19 protein-coding genes, 1 pseudogene and 2 riboswitches are annotated in these 26,065 nt (G+C 36.1%); of the genes and pseudogenes, 12 read left to right on the forward strand and 8 right to left on the reverse strand.

The annotated features are described in order from the left end of the window. Positions 1 to 35 precede the first annotated feature (35 nt). Positions 36 to 2,987, reverse strand: coding sequence for a bifunctional [glutamate--ammonia ligase]-adenylyl-L-tyrosine phosphorylase/[glutamate--ammonia-ligase] adenylyltransferase (glnE, locus tag C0975_RS08400; protein WP_101775946.1), 2,952 nt, complete (start codon positions 2,985 to 2,987; stop codon positions 36 to 38). A gap of 217 nt (positions 2,988 to 3,204) precedes the next feature. After that, a riboswitch (TPP riboswitch) is annotated at positions 3,205 to 3,297 on the forward strand. A 38-nt stretch (positions 3,298 to 3,335) separates the two neighbouring features. Here glnE and thiB point away from each other — a divergent pair. Genes thiB through bioB form a run of 4 tightly spaced genes read left to right on the forward strand, consistent with a single transcriptional unit; the run spans position 3,336 to position 7,665 of the window. Next, positions 3,336 to 4,340, forward strand: coding sequence for a thiamine ABC transporter substrate binding subunit (thiB, locus tag C0975_RS08405; RefSeq protein WP_101775947.1), 1,005 nt, complete (start codon positions 3,336 to 3,338; stop codon positions 4,338 to 4,340). Between the two features lie 4 nt (positions 4,341 to 4,344). Beyond that, positions 4,345 to 5,955: a thiamine/thiamine pyrophosphate ABC transporter permease ThiP gene (thiP, locus tag C0975_RS08410; protein WP_101775948.1), complete on the forward strand. Its 1,611-nt coding sequence runs from the start codon at positions 4,345 to 4,347 to the stop codon at positions 5,953 to 5,955. Beyond that, positions 5,948 to 6,598 (forward strand): thiamine ABC transporter ATP-binding protein, encoded by a 651-nt coding sequence (gene thiQ / locus C0975_RS08415; RefSeq protein WP_101775949.1) that lies wholly within the window; start codon positions 5,948 to 5,950, stop codon positions 6,596 to 6,598. The genes thiP and thiQ overlap by 8 nt, the downstream gene beginning before the upstream one ends. 59 nt (positions 6,599 to 6,657) lie before the next feature. Further along, on the forward strand, positions 6,658 to 7,665 hold the full coding sequence (bioB, locus tag C0975_RS08420) for a biotin synthase BioB (RefSeq protein WP_101775950.1): 1,008 nt from the start codon (positions 6,658 to 6,660) through the stop codon (positions 7,663 to 7,665). 105 nt (positions 7,666 to 7,770) lie between these two features. Here bioB and nagE read toward each other — a convergent pair whose 3' ends face one another. Then, complete coding sequence (nagE, locus tag C0975_RS08425) at positions 7,771 to 9,231, reverse strand: N-acetylglucosamine-specific PTS transporter subunit IIBC (RefSeq protein ID WP_101775951.1); 1,461 nt, start codon at positions 9,229 to 9,231, stop codon at positions 7,771 to 7,773. Positions 9,232 to 9,536: 305 nt separating this feature from the next. Between nagE and nagB the strand changes: the two genes are divergently transcribed. Both nagB and nagA read left to right on the forward strand, forming a co-directional pair. Then, positions 9,537 to 10,340 (forward strand): glucosamine-6-phosphate deaminase, encoded by an 804-nt coding sequence (gene nagB, locus C0975_RS08435; protein WP_101775952.1) that lies wholly within the window; start codon positions 9,537 to 9,539, stop codon positions 10,338 to 10,340. A gap of 10 nt (positions 10,341 to 10,350) precedes the next feature. After that, positions 10,351 to 11,487, forward strand: a complete 1,137-nt coding sequence (nagA, locus tag C0975_RS08440; RefSeq protein WP_101775953.1) for an N-acetylglucosamine-6-phosphate deacetylase — start codon at positions 10,351 to 10,353, stop codon at positions 11,485 to 11,487. An 87-nt stretch (positions 11,488 to 11,574) separates the two neighbouring features. Here nagA and purU read toward each other — a convergent pair whose 3' ends face one another. Next, positions 11,575 to 12,411, reverse strand: a complete 837-nt coding sequence (gene purU / locus C0975_RS08445) for a formyltetrahydrofolate deformylase (protein ID WP_101775954.1) — start codon at positions 12,409 to 12,411, stop codon at positions 11,575 to 11,577. Between the two features lie 78 nt (positions 12,412 to 12,489). Continuing rightward, a complete protein-coding gene (locus C0975_RS08450; RefSeq protein ID WP_101775955.1) occupies positions 12,490 to 12,894 on the reverse strand; it encodes an H-NS family histone-like protein in 405 nt (134 codons plus the stop codon). Between the two features lie 213 nt (positions 12,895 to 13,107). After that, positions 13,108 to 13,282, forward strand: a riboswitch (Lysine riboswitch). Positions 13,283 to 13,370: 88 nt separating this feature from the next. Here C0975_RS08450 and C0975_RS08455 point away from each other — a divergent pair. From C0975_RS08455 to cra, 4 genes are all read left to right on the forward strand, one after another. After that, positions 13,371 to 14,894: a Na+/H+ antiporter NhaC family protein gene (locus tag C0975_RS08455; protein ID WP_101775956.1), complete on the forward strand. Its 1,524-nt coding sequence runs from the start codon at positions 13,371 to 13,373 to the stop codon at positions 14,892 to 14,894. Positions 14,895 to 15,184: 290 nt separating this feature from the next. Then, positions 15,185 to 16,909, forward strand: coding sequence for an acetolactate synthase 3 large subunit (locus tag C0975_RS08460; RefSeq protein ID WP_101775957.1), 1,725 nt, complete (start codon positions 15,185 to 15,187; stop codon positions 16,907 to 16,909). Then, the gene (gene ilvN, locus C0975_RS08465; RefSeq protein WP_101775958.1) at positions 16,902 to 17,393 is read left to right on the forward strand and encodes an acetolactate synthase small subunit; all 492 of its coding nucleotides are present in this window, start codon (positions 16,902 to 16,904) and stop codon (positions 17,391 to 17,393) included. Before C0975_RS08460 ends, ilvN begins: the two co-directional genes overlap by 8 nt. 234 nt (positions 17,394 to 17,627) lie before the next feature. Beyond that, on the forward strand, positions 17,628 to 18,617 hold the full coding sequence (gene cra, locus C0975_RS08470) for a catabolite repressor/activator (protein WP_101775959.1): 990 nt from the start codon (positions 17,628 to 17,630) through the stop codon (positions 18,615 to 18,617). Here the strand turns inward: cra and C0975_RS08475 are convergent. Beyond that, on the reverse strand, positions 18,614 to 19,327 hold the full coding sequence (locus C0975_RS08475; protein ID WP_101775960.1) for a SanA/YdcF family protein: 714 nt from the start codon (positions 19,325 to 19,327) through the stop codon (positions 18,614 to 18,616). The genes cra and C0975_RS08475 overlap by 4 nt on opposite strands. A gap of 171 nt (positions 19,328 to 19,498) precedes the next feature. Here C0975_RS08475 and metX point away from each other — a divergent pair, with 171 nt between their 5' ends. Next, positions 19,499 to 20,575 carry a homoserine O-acetyltransferase MetX gene (gene metX / locus C0975_RS08480; RefSeq protein ID WP_101775961.1) on the forward strand — a complete coding sequence of 359 codons (1,077 nt, stop codon included), beginning with the start codon at positions 19,499 to 19,501 and terminating at the stop codon, positions 20,573 to 20,575. Positions 20,576 to 20,773: 198 nt separating this feature from the next. On the opposite strand, the gene folK is transcribed toward metX, so the two are convergent. From folK to dksA, 3 genes are all read right to left on the reverse strand, one after another. After that, positions 20,774 to 21,268: a 2-amino-4-hydroxy-6-hydroxymethyldihydropteridine diphosphokinase gene (gene folK, locus C0975_RS08485; RefSeq protein ID WP_101775962.1), complete on the reverse strand. Its 495-nt coding sequence runs from the start codon at positions 21,266 to 21,268 to the stop codon at positions 20,774 to 20,776. A gap of 21 nt (positions 21,269 to 21,289) precedes the next feature. Beyond that, positions 21,290 to 22,654: a polynucleotide adenylyltransferase PcnB gene (pcnB, locus tag C0975_RS08490; RefSeq protein WP_245853346.1), complete on the reverse strand. Its 1,365-nt coding sequence runs from the start codon at positions 22,652 to 22,654 to the stop codon at positions 21,290 to 21,292. A gap of 244 nt (positions 22,655 to 22,898) precedes the next feature. Continuing rightward, positions 22,899 to 23,336, reverse strand: a complete 438-nt coding sequence (gene dksA / locus C0975_RS08495) for an RNA polymerase-binding protein DksA (protein ID WP_101775963.1) — start codon at positions 23,334 to 23,336, stop codon at positions 22,899 to 22,901. Between the two features lie 295 nt (positions 23,337 to 23,631). Between dksA and C0975_RS08500 the strand changes: the two are divergent. Continuing rightward, a pseudogene (locus tag C0975_RS08500) lies at positions 23,632 to 26,038 on the forward strand (DNA internalization-related competence protein ComEC/Rec2). The last annotated feature ends 27 nt before the right edge of the window (positions 26,039 to 26,065 follow it).

The raw sequence follows: 26,065 nt of genomic DNA on the forward strand, positions 1-26,065 counted from the left end.
AAGAGGCACAGCATGATGAATCTGTGCCTCTTTATTTATTCAGCTTCCTTTTCTAGTAATTCATACCAAATCATTTGGATAAATTCTCGCTCTGATTGAAACTCTGAATTTGGTACGATAGCAGGTAAACCTAACAGACTTAAATGATGAATACGGTTACGTAATTCCACATAGCATTGTTGTAATCTTTCTGAAATTTGCCAAGAAATGACCGCACTTTCAGCCATGATCTCAAAAATACGCACATTGTCTGACCATGTTGCCAATATTGGATTTTGTGGTGCATGGGTGAGTACTAAATATTGGGCGATAAATTCAATATCTGTAATGCCACCACGGTCAGTTTTAATGTTGAATTGCCCTTCTTCTGTATTTGCTAAGTGCTCATACATTTTGTGACGCATCGTAACAACATCGGCTTTGAGAGTGTTGATTTCTCGTGGTGCGGAAAGTACGCTTTGGCGAATAGCTTCAAACGCTTGTCGGAGCGTTTTTTCACCATAAATAGCACGGCTGCGCACTAATGCTTGTTTTTCCCAAGTCCAAGCTTCATTGAGTTGGTAATCTTTAAATGCGGAAATAGAACTGCATAACAACCCAGATTCACCTGAAGGACGTAAGCGCATGTCCACTTCATATAATATGCCTGCAAACGTATTTATACTGAAAATGCTGATAATTTTTTGTGCTAAGCGCAAGTAAAATTGATTGCTATCAATACTGCGTTTCCCGCCAATTGTTTGGCTATTGTTAGCAGATTGATATAAAAAGACGAGATCTAAATCAGATTTGTAGCCTAGTTCAATACCACCAAGTTTACCGTACCCAATGACTAAAAAACCTTTTTGGTTTTCCGTTAAATGTTCAGGTATTCCAAAGCGAGTGGCGACCTGCTGCCAAGCTAAATTCACAACTACTTCAATGATCGCTTCTGCCAAAAATGTGAGATGATCACTTACTTTCATCACGGGTAATGCACCGAGAATGTCTGCAGAGGCGATACGTAATAAAGTCGCTTGTTTAAATTGGCGCAAACCATCAATAATCTGTTCCTCATCATCAGAGGGTAAACGCAGTAAATATTGTTGTAGTTCGCTTTGATATTCTGTATAGGGCGGTAGATTAAGTAACGCTTTACGATCTAGTAGTTCATCAAGCAAAATAGGATGACGTGCAACTTGCTCTGCGATCAGTTTAGATTGGGCGCAAAGCTCAATCAGTTGATTAAGTGCTTGTGGATTTTCAAGCAATAATTCTAAATAAGTGGTACGTGTTAATATTTTTTCGACAATATTGAGGATTCTTGGTAATAAAGTACGATAGGCAGAATGCGAAAATAGTTGTTGTAATAAATGTGGCAATAATTGTGTAAGTACTTCTCGCCCACGTGTGCCAATTGGGCGACGAGATAATTCAGAGCGAAATTGAACTAATATCTGAATAATTTCGGTGAAATCTGCCTCATCTACTTGATTCTCAATCAATACTTGCTTAATTTCACTTTCGTCTAAATCCGCATCAAGAAAGTCATGCCATAGGTCTAAGGCTCCGGCTATTTCTTCTTTTTCTTCACCAATTAAGTTAGTAAAAATAGCACGAACTTTTTGCTGATGTTGATGTAATTGCTTGCAAAAACTTGTCCAGTCATCAATAGGGTAGAAGACATTTTCTGCTTGAAATTGAGTATTCCATTGCTTAAAAACTTGTGTTGCTTGTATCAAACGTTGGCGATCCAATTCCTTTTCGGGTAATTGTTGTGTTTGCTGATCGTTGATTGCTTGTAAGATATTTTCAGTACGGCGTAAAAACACATAAGCTTGTTGCAAATCTTGTTTTTGTTGTGCCGATATCAATTCAAGTGCAACTAGCTCAGGTAGCAATTTTAACAATTCATGGCGTTGTAATCTGATTTCACGTCCTCCTCGAATAAGTTGGAAAACTTGGACAATAAATTCAATTTCACGAATCCCGCCTGCGCCAAGTTTAATATTATCGTTGAGCCCACGACGACGCACTTCTCGTTCAATTTTCCCTTTCATTTCTCGTAGAGATTGAATCACACTGAAATCAATATAGCGACGATATACAAAAGGGCGTAATAATTGTTGTAGTGTTTTGATATTAGGATCTTGTGGATTTGCACCTAGAATTCGTCCTTTTATCATTGCATAACGTTCCCAATCACGCCCTTGATCTTGATAATATTGTTCCATAGCGGCAAAGCTTAATGCCAAAGCGCCACTTTCACCAAAAGGGCGTAAGCGCATATCTGTTCGATAAACAAATCCATCAACTGTATATTGATCTAATGCGCTAATTAAACGTTGTCCTAACCGTGTGAAAAATTTAGCGTTTTCAACCCTTTTTCGTGCACCGATGGTTTCACCATTAGCTGGATAAGTGAAAATTAAGTCAATATCTGAAGAAAAATTGAGTTCAAAACCACCAAGTTTACCCATGCCTAAAATATAGAGCTGCTGTGGCTGACCTTGTTCATCCATGGGTGTTCCCATTTCTTCACAGGCACGTACATAGAGCCAATCTCGAGCTGTAATAATTAAGCTCTCAGCTAACTGAGATAAACGAAGAAAAATATCTTCTACGGTACCTAAATTTAGACTTTGGCAAAAACTGAGCTTAGCCATTTCTTGATTGCGAAATTGACGCAGGACTTTATAAAGTTGCTCTTCTGAATGAGTTTGCGTTAATAGGATATTTAGCCGAACTACATATTGATCGCATTCATCTAGCTTAGGAGGATTATGCCAACATTGTTGTAAAAAGTGTGGCTGTTTTGACAATACATCGGCAAAGAAGTCTGACATTGCAATAGCATAACGAAGCTGCCCGATTGAGCTATTGAGATCGTCTTTATCCAGTTCAATTTGTTGCAATAACGTGATGTCATATTGGTCAGGAAATGTATTTATCAGTTGTTGAGCAAGTTGAGCTAATTGGTGATCAAATTGGTTAAAAGATAAAGACATGAGAAATCCTATTAAATACACAAGAAACAGACTGACTTTAGCATAAAATAGCGGTTTTCACTGTAGTAATTTTTCACTTTTGCGATGGAAGTTCCAGAATTTTAGACAAATAATTTTTTGGTTTCTCTTTTATATTTTATCTTTCTTCCATTTGAAAATATAAGCTATAGGAATCAATAAATAACCTTTTGTTTCCTCATAAAATATTATAGACTTACCCACTTAGTCGGGGTGCTACTTTGATGGCTGAGATAATACCCGTGAACCTGATGCAGTTAATACTGGCGTAGGAAACTAACAGTCAATATTACTGTGTACTTTTTTGATGCCATAACAAGAGAGGACACAATGTCTAAATTTAAAACTTCTTTATTTTTAACCGCACTTTCAATCTTTTCATTAGCTGCGTTTGCACAAATGCAAACTGTCAATGTTTATACTTATGACTCTTTTACATCAGATTGGGGAGCTGGTCCAAAGATAAAAACAGCATTTGAAAAACAATTTCCACAATGCCAAGTAAATTTCACTGCGTTTGGTGATTCTGGCACTATGTTTAATCGCTTACGTTTAGAAGGGAAAAAAACGAAAGCAGATATTGTTGTTGGGTTAGATAATTATGTATTAGAAGAAGCGAGAAAAAGCGAGTTATTTGCACCAAATACAGTCGATTTAAATCAACTTTCGTTACCAATCATATGGAAAGATAAGACTTTTTTACCTTATGATTTTGGGCAATTTGCTTTTATTTATGATAAGACAAAAGTACAAAATCCACCGCAAAGTTTACAAGAACTGGTTACCCGCGATGATTTAAACATTATTTACCAAGATCCGCGTACGAGTAGTGTTGGACGTGGCTTATTAATTTGGATGAATAAAGTTTATCCTGAACATGAAATTACACAAGCATGGCAAAAGCTTGCTAAACATACAGTCACAGTAGGAAAAGGCTGGTCTGATACATATGGCGCTTTCTTAAAAGGTGAGGCAGACTTAGTACTTAGCTATAGTACATCGCCGTTGTATCATCTTGTGTTTGAACAAAAAGATCAGTACATGGCAACAGAGTTTACTGAAGGTGGCGTACTTCAAATTGAAACGGCCGCAAAAGTGATAAATCGTGATAATGTTTGTGCTGATCATTTTCTTACATTTTTAATTCAACCTGAAGCTCAGCTGCATTTAGTTAAAAATAATGTGATGCTATCTGTAATTGACGCACAAATTGAACCGCATTTTGATGCATTAAAAGTAAAACAATTGCAATCGAAAGTATTGGATACTACCCAAGTTAATGCACAACAGCTAAAAAAATGGATCGCTGTTTGGCAAACAACCTTAACTAAATAATCACATGTTGCAACTATTGATGTCACCAAAATTTCGCCCGTCCCACTATTTGGGCGGAATTTTGGTGATTTTATTACTTATTGTCTTTTATGTTTTTCCATTAACTGCTGTTTTTTCTATTCAAGGTGAGTATAGTTGGTATTATTTACTGACTGATCGGTATTTGCATCACGTTATTTTATTTAGTCTTTGGCAGGCATTTTTATCCGCATTGTTGTCTGTTATTTTTGGGGCATTATTAGCACGCGCATTTTTTTATCAACAGTTTATTGCGAATACATTGATTTTAAAGTTGTTTTCATTAACTTTTGTTTTGCCTGCTTTAGTGGCAATTTTTGGTTTATTAGGTGTATATGGTAGTTCAGGTTGGTTAGCTACGTTAATGGCAATTGGAGATATTAATTGGACACCAAACATCTATGGATTAACGGGTATTTTAATCGCGCACCTGTTTTTTAATATTCCATTAGCGACTCGAATGTTTTTGCAAGGATTACAACATATTCCCATTCAACAAAGACAGCTTGCCGCTCAACTTAATATTCGTGGTTGGCAATTTATACGCCTAATTGAGCTACCTTATTTGCGTCAGCAATTATCTCCTGTCTTTACTTTAATTTTCATGCTGTGCTTTACTAGTTTTGCCATTGTGTTAACCCTTGGTGGTGGACCTAAGTATACGACATTAGAAGTTGCCATTTATCAAGCAGTACTGTTTGAATTTGATCTCCCAAAAGCAGCTTTATTTGCACTATTACAATTTATCTTTTGCTTCGGTTTATTTGTGTTAAGTAGTTTTTTAGCTAAGGTACCAGAAACAACATTACACAGTCGTCAATATTGGATTTCCCCTCAACCAAGAGCGGTTAGATTTTGGCAAATTTTATTGATTATATTGGCAACTAGTTTTGTATTGTTACCTTTGTTGCATATTTTATTTTCCGCGTTATTTTCGCCAAAGCTGTTTTCTATATGGTTACAACCTCAACTGTGGAAAGCAATAGGTTATTCCGCATTGATAGCGCCAACTTCTGCTTTTATCGCACTAATCTTGTCATTTGCTTTATTACTATGCGCAAGACAGTTATATTGGTTGGAATATCGTCGCTTTTCTGATTTGATTCTTAATATTGGTGCGACAATTTTAGCTATTCCTACACTTGTTGTTGCGATTGGATTATTCATTCTATTACGTGAGATTGATTTTTCTACACTACATCTTTTTATAGTTGTAGTATGCTGTAACGCGCTAGCTGCGATGCCATTTGTATTACGAATTCTTGCAGTTCCGATGAATAACAACATGATTTACTACGAAAAATTATGTCAATCTCTACATCTTCGAGGCTGGCAACGTTTTTCCTTGATTGAATGGCATACTTTACGTTCGCCAGTAAAGTATGCTTTTGCATTAGCTTGCGCTTTATCTCTAGGGGATTTCACTGCGATTGCCTTATTTGGTAATGAAGATTTTACTTCTCTGCCACATTTGCTCTATCAACAACTTGGTCATTATCGTAGCCAAGAGGCTGCTGTTACTGCGTTTATCTTATTAGTTTTTTGTATGGCTACTTTTATTTTAATTGAGTGGCATAAGGAAAAAGATAATGATTAAATTACATCAGGTGCAATTTTGTTATAAAACAGCCAGATTTGAGTTGGATTTACATATTCCAGCACAACAGAAAGTCGCTGTCATTGGGGCGAGCGGTGCAGGTAAAAGTACATTATTAAATTTGATTGCAGGCTTTGAATTTGTAGAGCGAGGTGAAGTTTGGTTGAATGGTGAAAATCATACGAAAACACAGCCGCATCAGCGTCCTGTTTCAATTTTATTTCAGGAGAACAACTTATTTACTCATCTTACTGTAGCGGAAAATATTGCCTTAGGATTAAAGCCAAGTTTAAAGTTAAATCAAATTGAGCAACAGAAAGTACATGATGTCGCAGCAGCGGTTGGTTTAGAAAAATATTTAGGCCAACTACCGCAAAACTTATCAGGTGGACAAAGGCAACGCGTTGCATTAGCACGTTGTTTGTTACGCGATAAACCAATTTTATTACTCGATGAGCCTTTTTCCGCGCTTGATCCTAATTTGCGTGTAGAAATGTTGGAATTAATTGATCAATTATGTATAGAGAAACAGCTGACTTTAATCGTGGTTACTCATCAGCCAAATGAATTATTGGAAAAAATTGATCGTATTATTCAAGTTGAGCATGGTAGGATTAGTCAATCGCAGATTTTAATTAGATAATTTTATTGGAAAATAGACCGCACTTTTAAGCGGTATATAACAAAGGAAATAGAAAAAATATGACAACAACAACTTTTGAGGTGCGAACCCTAACACCACATCCAACGTTAGAATATTGGTCTGTATGCAAAATCGAAGCGTTATTTGAGACTCCCTTTCTTGATTTAGTATATCGTGCAGCACAGGTACATCGTGAAAATTTTAATCCGAAAGCAATTCAGTTGTCTACCTTAATGTCAATTAAAACAGGTGGTTGCCCAGAAGATTGTGGTTATTGCCCCCAGTCTGCTCGTTATCAAACTGGCGTACAAAATCAACAATTATTAGATGTCGAAGAAATTGTTGCCAAAGCCAAAATTGCAAAAGCACGCGGTGCTGGGCGTTTTTGTATGGGCGCAGCATGGCGAGGTCCAAAGCCAAAAGATATGGAAAAAGTAACTGCTATTATTAAAGCAGTGAAAGAATTGGGTTTAGAAACTTGTGGGACGTTTGGTTTATTACAAGATGGAATGGCAGAAGATTTAAAACAGGCAGGCTTAGATTACTATAATCATAATTTAGATACCGCGCCAGAACACTATCATAATGTGATCGGAACACGTCAATTTGATGATCGTATTAATACTTTAGGTAAAGTTCGTCAAGCGGGATTAAAGGTGTGCTGTGGCGGCATTATTGGTATGAATGAAACAAGAAAAGAGCGTGCAGGATTGATTGCAAGCTTGGCTAATTTAGATCCTCAACCAGAGTCAGTACCAATTAACCAACTTGTTAAAGTTGAAGGTACGCCGTTAGCTGAGGCAGCTGAATTAGATTGGACAGAATTTGTTCGTACGATTGCCGTTGCACGAATTACGATGCCGAAAAGTTATGTGCGTTTATCGGCAGGGCGTCAAGGTATGTCAGAAGAAATGCAGGCGATGTGTTTTATGGCTGGCGCGAATTCTATTTTCTATGGAGATAAGTTATTAGTGACGGGAAACCCAGAAGAAGATGGTGATCAATTGTTGATGGCTAAATTGGATTTAGAGCCAGAAACTGAAGAAAATCGTTATCGTGCTGAATAAGTGCGGTCAGTTTTTACAATATTTTAATAACACAGTCGTCAGAACAACTAGCTAATAGTAAAAGGGGCGAATTATATTCGCCCCAAGCTTTTTTTACTGATGGTACTATTGTTTTACTTGTTGTTTGATTGCATCAGCCACTAATTCGGCTTCAGGTCCTAGAATGACTTGTAAACCATTTTCACCTAATTTTACGTTGCCTTTTGAACCAAGTACTTTGAGTTGTTCTTCATTCACTTTACTGCGATCAACTAAAGTTAAACGGAGGCGAGTGATACAAGCATCAATAGTTTGGAAGTTATCTTTACCACCTAAGGCAATAATAAAGTTAGCCGCGCGTTCTTCACGAGAAGCATCTTTTTTCACTTCTACGACGACTTCGTCTTCTTCGCGACCTGGAGTTTTTAAGTTAAATGCTTTGATTGCAGCACGGAAGACGACATAGTAAATCACTGCGAATACGGCACCTTGTATTAATAGCATATACCATTGTGTCGCAAGTGGGTTTTGTGAAGAAAGCACCATATCAACGAAACCTGCACTGAAACCAAAACCTGCCATCCATTGCATTGATGCCGCGATAAATACGGATAACCCAGTTAATAAGGCGTGAATGACATAAAGCACAGGTGCGACAAACATGAAGGCAAACTCTAGCGGCTCTGTGACACCAGTGAAGAATGAAGCCAATGAAGCAGCGATCATTAATGAAGCGACTTGTGCTTTTTTCGCTGGTTTTGCGCTGTGATAGATAGCCAATGCCGCAGCAGGTAAACCAAACATCATAACAGGGAAGAAACCTGCCTGATACATACCTGTAACACCTAATACTGCGTTACCATTAGCCAGTGATTGTGCACCACCTAAGAAGTTCGGGATATCATTAATACCCGCTACATTAAACCAGAATACAGAGTTCAATGCATGATGTAAGCCGACTGGAATTAATAGGCGGTTTAGGAAGCCATAGATACCTGCACCTGTCGCACCAATATCTGTAATGGATTTACCAAAGCCAACTAAACCATTAAAGATCACTGGCCATAAGTACATTAAAATGAAAGAAACGACAATCATGACAACAGAAGTCACAATTGGTACTAAGCGTTTACCACTAAAGAAGGCTAGTGCTGGTGGTAGTTCAACTTGGTGGAAACGATTATATAATTCAGCTGAAATAACCCCCACTAAGATACCAATGAATTGGTTATTAATTTTGCCAAATGCAGCAGGAACTTGATCGGGCGCAATACTTTGTAATTGTGCAACCGCACCTGGTGATAGTAATGTTGTGACGACTAAGAAGCCAACTAAACCTGATAATGCAGCGGAACCATGTTTATCTTTAGACATACCAAATGCAACGCCCACAGCAAACAAAATCGCCATGTTATCAATAATTGCTGCACCAGATTTGATCAAGAATGCAGCGAGTTGGCTTTCACCACCCCAACCATTTGGATCTATCCAGTAACCAATTCCCATTAAAATAGCAGCTGCCGGCAATGCAGCAACAGGAACCATCAATGCTTGCCCAATTCTTTGTAAGTAACTTAGCACACTCATAGGAACTCCTTTTATTTTTTATTTCGATTTTGTTGAGAAACAGCGTAAACGTTTTCTCAATCGCTTCTAACTATATGCCAATAATTTTCTATTGCAAATTAAAACTGTTGTTTTTGTGATTCTCATCACTAAATCTCCGATAGAGATGAGTTTTTGTTGGCTATTTAAAACGACTTATTTTATAATGAAAAAAAACAAAAACTCCATATTTTGATAAAAATTGATGGCATTTAATCAAAATTTTTAATATGGTTGTTATCACATTTATTACTTGTTTATTTTACATACAAAAGAGGTAACATATTATGCGTTTAATTCCATTACAAAATGCCGAGCAAGTCGCAAAATGGTCGGCTCGTTATATTGTTGATCGTATTAACCAATTCAAGCCTACGGAAGAGCGTCCATTTGTATTAGGCTTACCTACTGGTGGTACGCCATTGAAAACCTACCAGGAGCTAATTGCCTTAAATAAAGTGGGTGAAGTGAGTTTTAAACATGTGGTGACATTTAATATGGATGAATATGTTGGCTTGCCGAAAGAGCATCCTGAAAGCTATCATTCATTTATGTATAGAAATTTCTTTGATCATATTGATATTCAAGAGAAAAATATCAATATTTTAGATGGTAATACTGATGATCATGATGCTGAATGTCAACGCTATGAAGATAAAATTAAAGCTTATGGCAAAATTCATTTGTTCATGGGGGGGGTAGGTGTTGATGGGCATATTGCTTTTAATGAGCCTGCATCTTCTTTATCTTCTCGTACTCGTATAAAAACGCTTACAGAGGATACTTTAATTGCGAACTCGCGTTTCTTTGATAATGATGTAAATAAAGTACCAAAATATTCATTAACTATTGGTGTTGGGACATTACTTGATGCAGAAGAGGTCATGATTTTAGTTACTGGTTATAATAAAGCGCTTGCTTTACAAGCGGCAGTCGAAGGCAGTATTAATCATTTATGGACTGTTAGTGCATTACAAATGCATCGTCGCGCCATTATTGTTTGTGATGAACCTTCAACACAAGAATTAAAAGTAAAAACAGTAAAATATTTCACTGAATTAGAGGCTCGTGCAATTCATAGTGTAAGATAAGGAGAGCAAAATGTATGCTTTTGTTAATGCAGTAATTTATACTGCAAAAGAAGTGCTGTATGGTAAAGCAGTTGTTGTTGATGGTGATAAAATTAGTGCAATTGTACCAGTAGAAGAATTACCTGTAGAAATAGAAAAAATTGATTTAGCAGGAAATAATTTAACCGCAGGTTTCATTGATTTGCAATTGAATGGTTGTGGTGGCGTAATGTTTAACGAAGATATTAGCGTCAAGACTTTGGAAATTATGCAAGCAACCAATCTTAAATCAGGTACGACGAGTTATTTGCCAACTTTCATTACTTCGCCTGATGAAGGCATGAAAGAAGCAGTAAAAGTGATGCGTGATTATTTAAACCAATATCAAAATCAAGCATTAGGCTTGCACTTTGAAGGTCCTTATTTAAGTGTAGAGAAAAAAGGGGTCCATCGCGAAGAGTATATTCGTGCTATTAGCCCTGAAATGAAATCGTTTTTATGTGATAACGCAGATGTGATTACAAAAATTACTCTTGCAGCAGAAAATCCAACAGCACAACATATTCCTGATTTTGTTGAAAAAGGTATTATTGTTTCTTTAGGGCATTCGAATGCGACGTATGAAGTAGCGCAGGATGCAATTAAGAAAGGCGCAAGCTTTGCTACGCATTTGCATAATGCTATGTCACCAATTAGTTCAGGACGTGCAATGGGAGTTGTTGGTGCTGTATTAGATTCAGATGTTTATACTGGCATTATTGTTGATGGCTTGCATGTTGACTATGGCAATATTCGTATTGATAAAAAAGCAAAAGGTGAAAAACTGTGTATTGTGACTGATGCAACAGCAGCAGCGGGGGCAGATATTGAGTCTTTTATTTTTGTTGGTAAAACAGTTTATGTGCGTGATGGTAAATGCTATGACGCAAATGGGACATTAGGTGGTGCAGCAGTAACGATGATTGAATCAGTGCAAAATGCAGTGCAAGAAGTTGGCATTCCATTAGATGAAACCTTGCGTATGTGTAATTATTATCCCGCAAAAGCAATTCATGTTGATGATCGACTTGGTTCAATTGAAGTTGGAAAAATTGCTAATTTAACGGTATTTACACATGATTTTAAAGTGTTAGGCACCGCAGTAAATGGTGAATGGAAAGTCAATTAATTGATGCTCTGAATCAGAAAAAAGAAAATAGCATGATAACTATCACGCTATTTTTTTGTTCGAAATTTGCTAAAAAATGACCGCACTTTACAGCACGATGGTTTTGTTCTTATAAACAAAGATTCGATCATGTAAAGCAAGATCTAATGCTCGACTTAATACAGTTTTTTCAACATCACGACCAGCACGCATCATTGCTTCAGCACTATATGTATGATCAACATTGATCACATTTTGCATAATGATTGGACCTTGATCCAATTCATTATTAATAAAATGAGCGGTAGCACCAATGATTTTTACGCCACGTTCATAGGCTTGATGATAAGGTTTAGCACCGATGAAGGCGGGTAAGAAAGAGTGATGAATATTAATCACTCGATTTGGATAACGTTCAACAAATTGAGGGTTAAGCACACGCATATATTTGGCTAGTACAATATAGTCTGGAGCGTATTCATCAATTTTATTTGCTAACAGTTTATCATGCTCTATGCGTGTTAAATTATTATGACTGATGTAATGGAACGGAATATCAAAACGCTCGACTAGGGTTTTTAATGTATCATGATTACCAATTACTGCGGCAATTTCGACATCTAAGCCGCCGTAATAATTCTTCATGAGAATATCACCAAGACAATGTGCTTCTTTAGTCACTAAAATAACGATACGTTTGCGTTTAGCACTAATTAAACGACAATTTGTTCCTTCTGGCAGGCTAAATTTAAGATCTGCTAACAATGTTTCTTCATTAAAAATGCCTTCTAATTCAGTCCGCATAAAAAAATGTTTTGTTTCAAAATCAACAAATTCATTATTATGAATAATATTAAGTTGATGTTTATAACAAATATTTGTTATTTTGGCGATTAATCCTTTATCATCTGGACAATCAGTTAATAATATTTTATTTTCAATCATAATATTGTGCTTTTTATTTAGCTGATTTAAAAAGTAAAACCCATTAAATTAATGGGTTTTACGATGTGGTAAAATAAATTAAATTTCAAATGAATTCAGCGATTTACCTGCATCTAAGGCTTTTTGAATTACTTTAGGTGTTCTGCCTTGACCAGTCCAAGTTTTTACTTCACCATTTTCGTCAGTATATTGATATTTTGCCGGGCGAGGTTCTCTTTTTTTGCGTTGAACTGGCGACTCTTGACCGAGTAACATTGCTAATTCTTTAGCTGTGATTCCTTCTTGCTCTAATGATTCCTTCAATTTTGCAATTCTTGCTTGGCGCGCTGCCGCTTCGCGTTCTGCTTTCTTTTCTGCTTCACGTTTTTCTTCAACAACAAGAGAGAACTTTTCTAAAGCAATTTCAAGTTGTTCTAAAGTCGTTTCACGAGCTAAAACACGTAAACTACGAATATTTGCTAAAGCTTTTAATAAATCACTCATATTTGTTCCTCTATATCATTTAAAAAATGGATTATATAAAAATATAATCAAACGCGAATTATCATATAGTAAATATTATGAGAGGTAAATGTTATTTTTGTAGAATATTTTAAAGTTAATATTTTTTAGTTATTAAAAATGTAAATTAAGTTAAAAATATTCTTTTAGCTCTATTGGCAAGTGTAATTTTTTATTGTAGTCTTATTCGCATCCTACGTATGTAGAGGAGCGATCACTATAAGTATTTTTTCTGAGTGGATAACGATGAGGAAAAAGGAAAGGAGTGACCGCCGAAATCAATTAAGAGTCATTTTAATTGGTTGGTGGCGTATTCGAAAGGAACGTCATTGTCATAGTCTTTTTTAAACTATGGAGCGCTACTGGCTAGGTTGGGTCTTAATTATTTTTTGCCTGCCTTTTTAGATCATTTCTATATTCACTCAGTGGTTATCCCTTCATTATAAGGTAGAAAACTTATGGAACTTATCGATTATTCGACATCCGTTTGGGCTGTCGTACCGCCGATTTTGGCACTCTTATTGGCAATTGTGACCCGTCGAGTCATTTTATCATTAAGTATTGGTATTCTTGTTGGCTCGCTAATGCTTGCGGATTTTAATTTAGTTAATGCATTGAGTTATTTGAAAAATAATGTTATTTCATTGGCATATAGCGATGGTGAGCCTAATACAAATAACATTAATATTGTATTGTTTTTATTTCTACTTGGTGTGTTAACGGCATTACTCACAGTTTCTGGTAGTAATCGCGCTTTTGCGGAATGGGCACAAAAACGCATTAAAGATAGACGTGGCGCTAAATTACTTGCTGCTTCTTTAGTCTTTGTTACTTTTATTGATGATTATTTTCACAGCCTAGCTGTCGGTGCAATTGCAAGCCCCGTAACAGATAAATTCAAAGTTTCTCGTGCGAAATTAGCTTATATTCTTGACTCAACTGCGGCGCCAATGTGCGTATTAATGCCAGTATCAAGCTGGGGAGCATATATTATTACGCTAATAGCAGGATTACTGGCGACCTATTCTATTACTGAATATTCGCCAATCGGTGCATTTATGACCATGAGTGCAATGAATTTCTATGCTATTTTTTCAATTTTAATGGTATTTTTCGTTTCTTATTATTCTTTTGATATTGGTTCAATGGTTCGCCATGAAAGAACAGCATTAGAACGTAATATAGAAATTGAAGAAAAACAAAGCGGTGTGCAAGGGCATGTGCGTAATTTAATTTTACCAATTGCTGTGTTGATTTTGGCTACGGTCGGTATGATGATGTATACAGGAAATGAAGCACTTGCTGCAGAAGGAAAGCCATTTGATATTTTAGGCGCATTTGAGAACACGACTGTTGGTATTTCTTTAGTCGTTGGTGGTGTAAGTGCGGTTTTAATTTCGACAATTTGTATTATATTAGATCGTCAAGTCAGCCTTAATGAATATGGCAAAGCATGGATAGTGGGAATTAAATCGATGTTAGGTGCTGTACTCATTTTATTATTTGCTTGGACCATTAATAATGTAGTAAGCGATATGAAGACGGGTGTTTATTTATCCTCTTTAGTTTCTGATAGCTTACCAATTGCAGTATTACCAGCCTTATTGTTTGTGCTTACTGCTGTAATGGCATTTTCTACGGGCACGAGTTGGGGAACATTTGGCATTATGTTACCTATCGCGGCAGCTATCGCCGCTAATGCTGCACCAGAATTAATGTTGCCATGTTTATCCGCAGTGATGGCCGGAGCTGTCTGTGGTGATCATTGCTCGCCAATATCTGATACCACTATTTTGTCTTCAACAGGCGCAAAATGTAATCATATTGATCATGTTACAACACAATTCCCTTATGCTATATTGATTGCGATATCTTCAATTGTAGGTTACTTGGTACTTGGCTTTACTCAATCAGGCGTGCTTGGTTTTGTGACTACGGGTGGCTTATTAGCAGTTTTAGTATTTATTTTTAAACGAAATTAAAATGTGATCTTGATCACAAATGGTGTAAAAATATTCTATATTTATAAAATGCGGCTTAATGCCGTATTTTTTATGATTTCTTCTTTGTTTGTTTTATTAAATTCTTTTATTTTTAATTTTATTGGTATTTAATACTTTATTTGTTTTCTTGTTGTTCTAGAAAACTATCAAAAAGTGATGGACAAAAATTGTACTTTTCAGTAAAACATATCTCATGTTAATTTTTAACATTATTGCAACAACATTATACAAAATAGCATGTTAAATGCGGGTTAATTTGAGAGGTGAAAATGAAAAAGTTGTCAGGCGCAGAAATGGTTGTGCAGTCCCTAAGGGATGAAGGCGTTGAATTTTTATTTGGTTATCCTGGTGGCTCAGTTTTAGATATTTATGATGCGATTCATACATTAGGAGGAATTGAGCATATTTTGGTTCGTCATGAACAAGCAGCCGTACATATGGCGGATGGTTATGCCAGAGCAACAGGAAAAGTAGGTTGTGTTTTAGTCACATCAGGTCCTGGTGCAACGAATACTATTACTGGGATTGCAACAGCCTACATGGATTCAATTCCAATGGTGATACTTTCTGGACAAGTAATGTCAGGTTTAATTGGTAGTGATGCTTTCCAAGAATGTGACATGGTTGGAATTTCCCGCCCTGTTGTTAAACACAGTTTTCTAGTTAAATCAGCCGAAGAAATTCCAGAAACAATAAAAAAAGCTTTTTACATTGCTGCAACAGGTCGTCCAGGACCCGTTGTGATTGATTTACCAAAAAATGTTGTCAATCCTGCAAATAAATTTGTTTATCATTATCCAGCAAAGATTGAATTGCGTTCTTATAATCCCACAACACAAGGACATAAGGGGCAAATTAAGCGTGCGTTAAAAGCATTATTAGTCGCCAAGAAACCTATATTATTCGTTGGTGGTGGGGCTATTACAGCTAATTGTAGTGAACAATTAATAAGATTTGCACAGGCATTGAATTTACCAGTCACCTCCTCGTTGATGGGGTTAGGGGCTTATCCAAGTTCGGATAAACAATTCTTAGGTATGCTAGGTATGCATGGTACTTATGAAGCAAATAATGCAATGCATCATAGTGATTTAATCTTGGGTATTGGTGTTCGTTTTGATGACCGTACGACTAATAATTTAGCGAAATATTGTCCAAATGCCAAAGTTATCCATATTGATATTGATCCTACGTCAATTTCAAAAAATGTATCAGCGGCTATTCCAATTGTAGGTAGTGCAGAAAATGTGTTAGCTGAATTTTTATCTTTATTGGAAGATGATAATTTATTGAAATCACAAACTTCATTAGCAGAGTGGTGGAACGAAATTGAAACTTGGAAAGCGGTAAAATGCTTATCATTTGAGCGGGATACTCAAGTTATTAAGCCACAGCAGGTTATGGAAGTTGTTTACCGTTTAACTGATGGTGAAGCCTATGTGGCATCAGATGTTGGGCAGCACCAAATGTTTGCTGCATTGCATTACCCATTTAATCAACCACGTCGTTGGATTAACTCAGGTGGATTGGGCACAATGGGATTTGGTTTACCCGCTGCTTTAGGTGTGAAATTAGCTTATCCTGACTCGACGGTAGTGTGTGTGACTGGTGATGGGAGTATTCAAATGAATATTCAGGAATTATCAACTGCACAGCAATATGAAATTCCTATTGTGATCATCAGTTTAAATAATCGTTTCTTAGGTATGGTTAAACAGTGGCAAGATTTGATTTATTCAGGGCGTCATTCGCAGTCTTATATGAATTCGTTGCCTGATTTTGTCAAATTAGCAGAAGCTTATGGTCATGTAGGTATCCAAATTAATACACCAGATGAATTAGAGCACAAATTAGCTCAAGCGTTTTCAATGAAAGATAAATTAGTCTTTGTTGATATTAATGTTGATGCGACTGAACATGTTTATCCAATGCAAGTACGTGGTGGAGCAATGAATGAAATGATTTTAACTAAACCGGAGAATACTCATGCGTAGAATCTTATCTGTCTTATTAGAAAACGAATCAGGTGCTTTATCACGTGTTGTTGGGTTATTTTCGCAACGTGCTTTTAATATTGAAAGTTTAACAGTCGCACCAACAGATGATCCGACATTATCGCGAATGACGATAGAAGCTTATGGCGACGAGCAAGTGCTTGAACAAATTGAAAAACAATTACATAAACTAGTTGATGTGTTTAAAGTGATTAGCTTAAGCGATTGTGACCATGTTGAACGTGAAGTGCTATTGATTAAAGTAAGAGCACAAGGAAGTTCTCGTGATGAATTAAAACGTTTGGCTGATATTTATCGCGGTCAAATTGTAGATGTCACAACAAAATCTTATACCATCCAATTAACGGGAACGAAGGATAAATTAGATGCATTTATTACAGCGGTCAAAGAAGAAACTTTCATTATTGAGATTGTACGTTCTGGTTTGATAAGCCTTTCTCGTGGTGAAAAAAATTGTTTATAACTTAATTGATTGAAATAATTGAAAGTGCGGTTAAATTTTCAGGAATTTCACCGCACTTTTTTATTTTGCGAACTAGATCAAATATTACACATTTGTATTTTGTTATTTTAAAAAATTAAATATATAATTTTTCTTGTATACATATTTTTACATAATTTTACAAATGGATTGTGCTATTTATTATTCAGTTTTTTGGTTTGGGGATGACTTGAAAAGCATAATGTATTTTAAGGAGTGAAAGTGAAATTAGATGAACTAGCTAAGTTAGCTGGTGTTTCGCGTACAACAGCCAGCTATGTAGTAAATGGGAAGGCTAAACATTATCGTGTCAGTGACAAAACAATTGAAAAAGTTGAAGAACTGATAAAAAAGTACGATTTTAAACCTAATGCAATGGCAGCAGGTTTACGTGCAGGTAAAAGCCACACTATTGGCTTGATTGTACCTGATTTTGAAAATGCCAGTTATGCCAAAATTGCAAGTCGTTTAGAAGCAGGTTTCCGTGAAAAGGGGTATCAGCTCTTAATTGCTTGTTCTAATGACAATGCAGATAATGAAATTAAATGTGCAAAGCATTTATTTCAACGCCAGATAGATGCACTTATTGTTTCAACAGCTTTACCTTCTGATACAGATTTTTATCAACGCTTTGCAGATGTACCAGTTGTGGGGTTTGATCGTCGTTTAATGATGAATGAAATGATGCTGCTGACTGACGATGAAGGGGATGCTTACCGTTTAGCTCAGCGTTTAATTAAAGATCATGCAGGTAAACGAGTATTATTTTTGAGTGCATTACCTGAATTTTCAGTGAGCTATAAACGAGAATTAGGCTTTCGTAATGCATTGAATGGGCAATGTACACCAGTCGATTACCTTTATGCTAATCAATTTCATAAATTATCAAGTGCAGAAGTATTTAGTCAATGGTTAGATAAAAATGCATTACCAGAAGCAATTTTTGTGACTTCCTTAACTTTGTTACAAGGCATTTTTCAAGTATTAATTAAGCGCTATAACAGTATTCCAAAAGAACTTGTTATTGCAACTTTTGGTCATCATGAAATGCTCGATGTATTAGAAAATAAAGTGATTTGTTGTGTACAGAACCATGAAAAAATAGCTCAATCTTTATTAAATCTTGTGTTACATAAAATGAGAGAAAAGAATATCAAACAGCCACACGAAGTAATTGTTCGAGAGTTGATCGAATCACGTACTTAAGACAACTGATTGCTTAGTTCGAATTCCACAATGGGTACGGTTGTAGGCGATGGTAAAGGTTCTGGCTCACCGAGAAAATGTGGTTTTTTTTCCATTAAGAGATCAAATATCGCCAGTATTCGCGCAAAAAACTCACGAAAACGGACAAAATAATGACCATGAGGGTACTCAGCAGCGAAACAAATTGCATCAATATCATGATATTTAGCGATAAATAAAGCACGTTCACAATGAAATTTCTGTGTAATAATTGTAAATGAATGTGCTTTAAATACTTGTTCAGCACGTATTACTGAATCTAAAGTGCGAAATCCAGCAAAATCCATATACATAAATTCTTGTGGTATTCCCATTTTACGTAAATCTTTAAACATATTACGTGGTTCATTATATTGGCTCGTACGGTTATCCCCACTTAATAATAAATAATCGATTTTACGTGCAGAAAAGACCTCGTAGGCAGAAAGCAGCCGATTATGATAGAACAAGTTCAATGTATTTTTGTCGAAATATTTCGATGTGCCAAGCACTACGCCATAGGGTCTATAAGGTAATTTATTAACGTCAGTATAAATATTTTGCCGAACATAAAAGCTAATTGCTTGATCGATTAAGATTAATAGCGCGATAAAAGATGACAAACCAATAAGCAAATAGCGAATTAATCGCTTCAAGTATTGGGGAGAGAGGAAAGCAAAAATAGATGTCATTTTGAAGCTATCATTACTGTTTGGGAATTAAGCTTCACCATAATGAAAAAAGAGTTGAAGTGCAAGCTGAATTTTAGTAGATTTATACGTAAAGACGTTTAGATGTCTAAAATTGAATGATATTAAAAACAAACATTACTGTAATAATGATAATAAAATACAGGCGGTAGCATGACAGTACAGAAGGTAACACTGTTTACAGAAGAAGGATTTCCTTTAAGCTTAGGCGGTAAACTGAAACAGGTTGATGTAGCATATCAAACTTATGGTGTACTGGATGCTAATAAAAGTAATGCAGTATTAATTTGTCACGCTTTAACTGGTGATGCTCAGCCTTATTTTGCTGATAAGACACAGCAAGGTTGGTGGCAAAGCTTTATGGGAGAAGGATTAGCATTAGATACTTCTCGCTATTTTTTTATTTGCTCTAATGTATTAGGTGGCTGTCAAGGTACGACAGGTCCATCATCGATTAATCCTGATACGAATAAACCCTATGGTAGTCAATTTCCAAATATTATTGTGCAAGATATGGTAAAGCTACAAAAAGCTTTATTGGATCATCTTGATATACCTCGTTTACATGCTGTTGTTGGTGGTTCTTTTGGGGGGATGCAAGCGACACAATGGGCGATTGATTACCCTGATCTTGTCAATAATGTGATTAATTTATGTTCATCCTTGTTATGTAGCGCAGAGGCTATTGGTTTTAATCATGTTATGCGTCAAGCAGTGATTAATGATCCTTATTTTAATCATGGAGATTATTATGAACATCAACCTCCAGAACGTGGATTGACTATTGCACGTATGTTAGGAATGCTCACTTATCGTACTGATTTACAGCTAACCAAAGCCTTTGGGCGAGCAATAAAATCAGAAGCACAATTTTGGGGGGATTATTTTCAAGTTGAATCTTATTTAAGTTATCAGGGGAAAAAATTTTTGGGACGTTTTGATGCAAATAGTTATCTCCATTTGTTGAGAGCGCTAGATTTATATGATCCTAGTCGGGATTATCAGAATATGCATGCTGCATTATCCAGAATTACAGCGCGTTATACTTTAGTTGCAGTTGAAAATGATCAATTGTTTAAATTAGCTGAATTGCATAAGAGCAAGGCACTACTGGAGCAAAGTGGGGTCGATTTGAATTATTATGAGTTTACTTCTGATTATGGACATGACGCTTTTTTAGTCGATTATACCTTATTTGAAAGTAAGATTCGTGATGGTTTAGCAGAGTAGAACAGTATGGTTTCTATTTTTAAAAATGATAAAGTTAGCATATAAAAGTCCGCGAATTAAGCTGCTACCTGAAAAATAATGAAAGTGAAAATAGGTACGATTTGAATATGATCAGAAATTGTATCAATGAGATAGTTTAATCTCCCTAAGAATGGGCTAGAGTATTGAAAGTACCAATAGATGAGCTGCTTCATTGATTTAAATGATTGCTTTTGAGTTTACAACTTTCATTTGGTGTGACTCGAATTGTTGGGCAAGTTCAGCAAGTTTTATTCCATTTGGAAGTACTAATGTTGGGGCAATTTCAAATAGAGGCACAATCACAAATTCACGGTTATGCATATCATAATGAGGAATAGTCAAACTCGTTGTCTGTATAACATCCTTATCATAAAGCAAGATATCCAGATCGAGAGTACGTTCTCCCCAACGACGTAAACGCACACGTCCTTGAGTATTTTCAATTTGTTGTAAATACTCAAGTAATGTATGTGCAGGAAGCACTGTCTGTAAATAGGCAACAGCATTCACATAATCAGGTTGATCTTGTGGACCAAGCGGCTTACTTTGGTAAAACGAACTTGATTTGACTAATTGAGTATGAGGCAACTGACTAATCGCTTTTAATGCGGCATTGAGTTGATCAATTGGCGTATTTAAATTACTTCCTAGTGCAATATAAACAGGCTTCATTTTATAGCATCTCTTACTTTTTTATTGTAACGGTTTTGGTTTGCGACGCTTTCTAGAACGATAATATTTTTTCTTCGGTTTTGGATGCAAACGTTGCTGCTCTTGCACTAATAAATCGCGTTGTTCTAAGTTACTAAACTGATACTCATGCCACCAAGTTGCAAGCTCAATAGCTTCACCGCCTTCGATTTCTGCGCGCATAACCAGTAAATCAAATGCAGCACGGAATTTAGGGTGTTCCATTGTACGTACTGGATTATGTCCTGTGCGTTTTAACAATTGTAATTGTAAAAACCAAATATCACGAATGACAGCCGTGTGCCTACGTGGCGCGGCAAGTGTGGTACAAAAAATATCTAAAAGCTCATTACTTGCTAGTGCATAAGCATCATGATTATTTAACCCACCTTCATTTTTAAGCATTTCTATCTGTTCTCGTAGGGGATACCAAAAAAACGCAGCAAATAAAAAAGCAGGATTAATCCGTAAGTTATCAGCAACACGTTCGTCTGTTGAAGTGAGTGCTTTTAAAATCATACGTTCGGCAAAACTGTCCCCTTTCTCGGTGAAATAAGATATTAGTGCAGGAAATAGCTGTTCAAATAAACCATATTCACGTAATAATTGGTAAGTTTTTACGCCATGACCAGTCTGTAGTAATTTTAAGCTTTCATCAAATAAACGAGCTGGCGGAATATTTTTAAGTAAATGTGCTAGTTGCTGAATAGGCAACTCGCTTGGTTTTTCTAAGAACATGTCTAGTTTTGCCATGAAGCGAATGGCACGTAACATGCGAACAGGATCTTCCTGATAACGTGTCGCAGGATCACCAATTAAGCGTAATTTACCCGCTTTAAGATCTTCAATCCCGTTAAAATAGTCACGTAAAGTATTATCTTGTGGATTATAATAAAGTGCATTAACAGTAAAATCACGGCGTTCTGCATCTTGTTCAAGCGTACCATAAACATTATCGCGCAATAACATGCCTTGTTCACTTTGTTTTGCATGATTTTCATTACGACTTTCATTATGATTGGCACGGAAAGTTGCCACTTCAATAACATCTCGACCAAACATAATGTGCGCAAGACGGAAACGGCGACCAACTAAGCGGCATTGACGCTGAAAAAGTGTTTGAATTTGTTCAGGACGCGCATTGGTAACCACATCAAAATCTTTTGGGTGTTTACCAAGTAATAAATCTCTTAAACAGCCACCGACGATATAAGCTTCAAATCCTTGACGGTGTAGTTTTTCTACGACAGTTAATGCATTACGATTAATCATACGTGGCGTAATACCATGTAGAGATGCTTTGATCACGTGCTTGTTGTAGTGATAAGAAGTCTTAGGTTGTGTTGTGGTAGGCGTGTCATGCTGAATAAAAGCGGATGAAACTTGTTCAGCTTGTGTTGTTCTTGATTTTGAATGAGTAGAATCTGCTTTTTCTCGTTTAACTAAATACGCTTTTGTTTTTTTATTAAACAGATTTTTGATGTACTTTAAAATAATAGACCTCGTCAAGGTAATTTTGCTTTCCAGTTAAAAGTGCGGTAAAAATCACCGCACTTTACTTTAAATCTTGTTTATTCTAATTCTATGTTTGTGTTGAAGTTAAAAATTAGGTTTAACCAATCATTTGCTTTTCACGGATCTCAGCCAGTGTTTTACAGTCGATACAGAGATCTGCTGTAGGGCGAGCTTCTAAACGACGAATGCCGATTTCAATACCGCAAGAGTCACAATAACCAAAATCACCTGTTTCAAGTTTTTTCAAGGTATTTTCAATTTTTTTCATGAGTTTTCTTTCACGATCTCTTGTACGCAACTCTAAGCTAAACTCTTCTTCCTGCGTGGCGCGATCAGCTGGATCAGGGAAGTTGGATGCTTCATCTTGCATGTGTGCGACAGTACGGCTCGCTTCTTCTACAATTTGATCATGCCATGCTTGTAGAATTTTTTTGAAGTGAAGCAATTGTGCTTCATTCATGTACTCTTCGCCTACTTTTTCTTTATAAGGCTCAACACCAGCTAGGGCTAATATACTTAAAGAGGATTTAGACATTGGGTATCTCCTAATAAAAAGTCGTCCATTTAACGGTTGAAATTACATTATTCACACGCATTGGCGTTGATTCGTTCAGTTTAAAATTACCTGTAAAGATGTTAGGCATTTTAAAAAGCGTTATAAATAGCAGAACTCATCTTAATTATCAAATAAATTTACCTGATATTACAATTTTTAGTGAAATAAATCTGATTTTTGCGATCTCGCTTGCAAAACCAGCTTAATAACCGAGAAAAACACTCGTGAAATGCTCATGCTTTTCTTTTTATATGTCGATAAAAGAGTAGGGTTAATGCGATTATCTATTGAACGAATTTCAGGCTGTATTTTACTAAGTGCACTTTCATTACTTTGCTTACCTGATTATTTATTGCTCGCTTGGCAGATAGTACTAATTGCTTGTGTAACGTTATTGATTTTACTACTGGTTTGTTATCTGAAGAAAAAAAAGCAATGGGTTAATTATTTGGTGTTGATATTTTGTATGTTATTTAGCCTAGGTTATATGCATGATTCAGCACGCCAATTATTATCTCAAGCGGATAGCGTGGCTCAGCTACCAAGAAAAGTGAAAACTAATTTTACCATTGTTGAGATTATCGACCAAACGGATTACCAAACTCTAATTGTTTCAGCACAACTACAAAAAGAACAAGCAGAACAGCGTATTTATCTTCAATGGTATGCAAAAGAAAAAGTGCATTTAGGAGAAACATGGTATGGTGAATTGTTATTGAAACCCATTTCTTCACGATTAAATTTAGCAGGTTTTGATAAACAGCAATGGTATTTATCTCAAAAAATTACTGCGCGTGCCTCGGTAAAAAGTGCGGTCAAAATTTCACAATATGCTTCATGGCGTGATAAATTGCTTCAAGCAGGTTTAACGCAAACCACAGGATTGGATTATCAAGGGTTATTAATTGCTTTGGCTTTCGGTGAAAGAGCATGGTTGCCGCAACAAGTATGGCAAGTGTATCAAAAAACCAGTACCGCACATCTTATTGCAATTTCTGGATTACATATTGGTTTAGCAATGAGCATAGGTTATTGGTTAATTCGTGGTATTCAAATTTTATTGCCATTACGCTGGATTAGTCCTTATTTTCCTATTTTTAGTGGTTTGCTATTAGCCTATTTTTATGGACAGTTAGCTGGCTTTGCAATTCCTACTTCTCGTGCCTGCTTGGCATTATCTCTGGTGGCTAGTTGTCGATTATTACGCCTTTATTACACTTCATGGCAACTTTTGTTAATAGTGATTGCTATGTTACTGGTATTCGAGCCGTTAATGGTTTTATCGCTCAGTTTTTGGTTATCAATAAGTGCAGTCACAGCATTAATTCTTTGGTATCAAGTTTTTCCTATCTCTTTATTGCAATGGCAAGGTAAATCAATATTAGCAAGTCCTTGGTGTAACTTGCGTTGGATCTTTAGTATATTTCATCTACAGCTCGGATTACTGTGGCTTTTTACTCCCGTCCAATTACTGTTATTTCATGGCATTTCGTTGAGAGGTTTTTGTGCAAATTTAATTGCACTGCCGATTTACAGTCTGGTTTTAGTTCCCTTAGTATTGTTTGCTACTTTTACGCAAGGTGCTTTTTCTTCATGGGCTATAGCAAATAGCGTTGCACAAAAGACAACATTAATTTTACAAGTTTGGCAAGATAATTGGTGCCTTATTTCTCAATCAGAGGCGGTATTAATCATTGCTGTGCTTACTACATTTTTTATCGCAGCAGTTTGGTATGTATATGATTTTAAAAAAGTAGATAAGACGAGTATGAATCTTCATTTTATTAACCAGTGTTATACTGGTTTCCATTTTATGACCGAACCAACATTATCATGTTCCTTAAAACGTGCAATTTATTTAATTGCAACATTAATTGTCATTATGTGTCTTGGTTATCCTGCTTATCAGTATGTTTTTTCACCTCAGTGGCGTTTAGATATTTTAGATGTTGGACAAGGATTAGCCGTATTGATAACAAAAAATGGACGAGGCATGTTGTATGATACTGGGAGTTCATGGCAAGGTGGCAGTATGGCGCAGCTTGAAATTGTGCCGTATTTACAACGACAAGGTATTGACTTAGAACATGTGGTTATTAGTCATGATGATAATGATCATGCTGGAGGAGCAAAAACAATATTACGTCAATATCCCAATGTTGAACTGATGACAGCATCAACACAAAATTATGGCAAAATAGACCGCACTTTTTGCCTGTCTGGCCAAGAATGGGATTGGCAAGGATTAAAAATAACCGCTATTTCTCCTCATCGTATTGAAAAATACTGATTCTTGTGTTTTGTTGATTTCTGATGGATACAATAAGGTGCTCCTAACAGGAGATGCAGATATGGCGAGTGAAAATCAATTCATATCCCAGCTAGGTAAAATTGATGTTTTACAAGTCGGGCATCATGGTAGTAAAACCTCAACAGGGCATACTTTATTACAAAAAACTCAACCACAAATTGCACTTATTTCTAGTGGGCGTTGGAATCCATGGAAGTTTCCTCATAAACAAGTGATACAGCGTTTAAAACACTATCAATGTCAAGTTTACAATACTGCAGAAGTAGGGCAAGTGAGTTTATTGTTTGATAAAAAGCAAATTAAAATTCATACAGCAAGAACGGAATTTTCGCCTTGGTACCGCAGATTAATTGGCTTACAAACAAAATAAAGGTACAATGCCGCATATTATTCCATA

It is taken from the genome of Pasteurella oralis, from assembly GCF_002850605.1.
In the GTDB taxonomy this organism is placed as follows: Bacteria; Pseudomonadota; Gammaproteobacteria; order Enterobacterales; family Pasteurellaceae; genus Pasteurella; species Pasteurella oralis.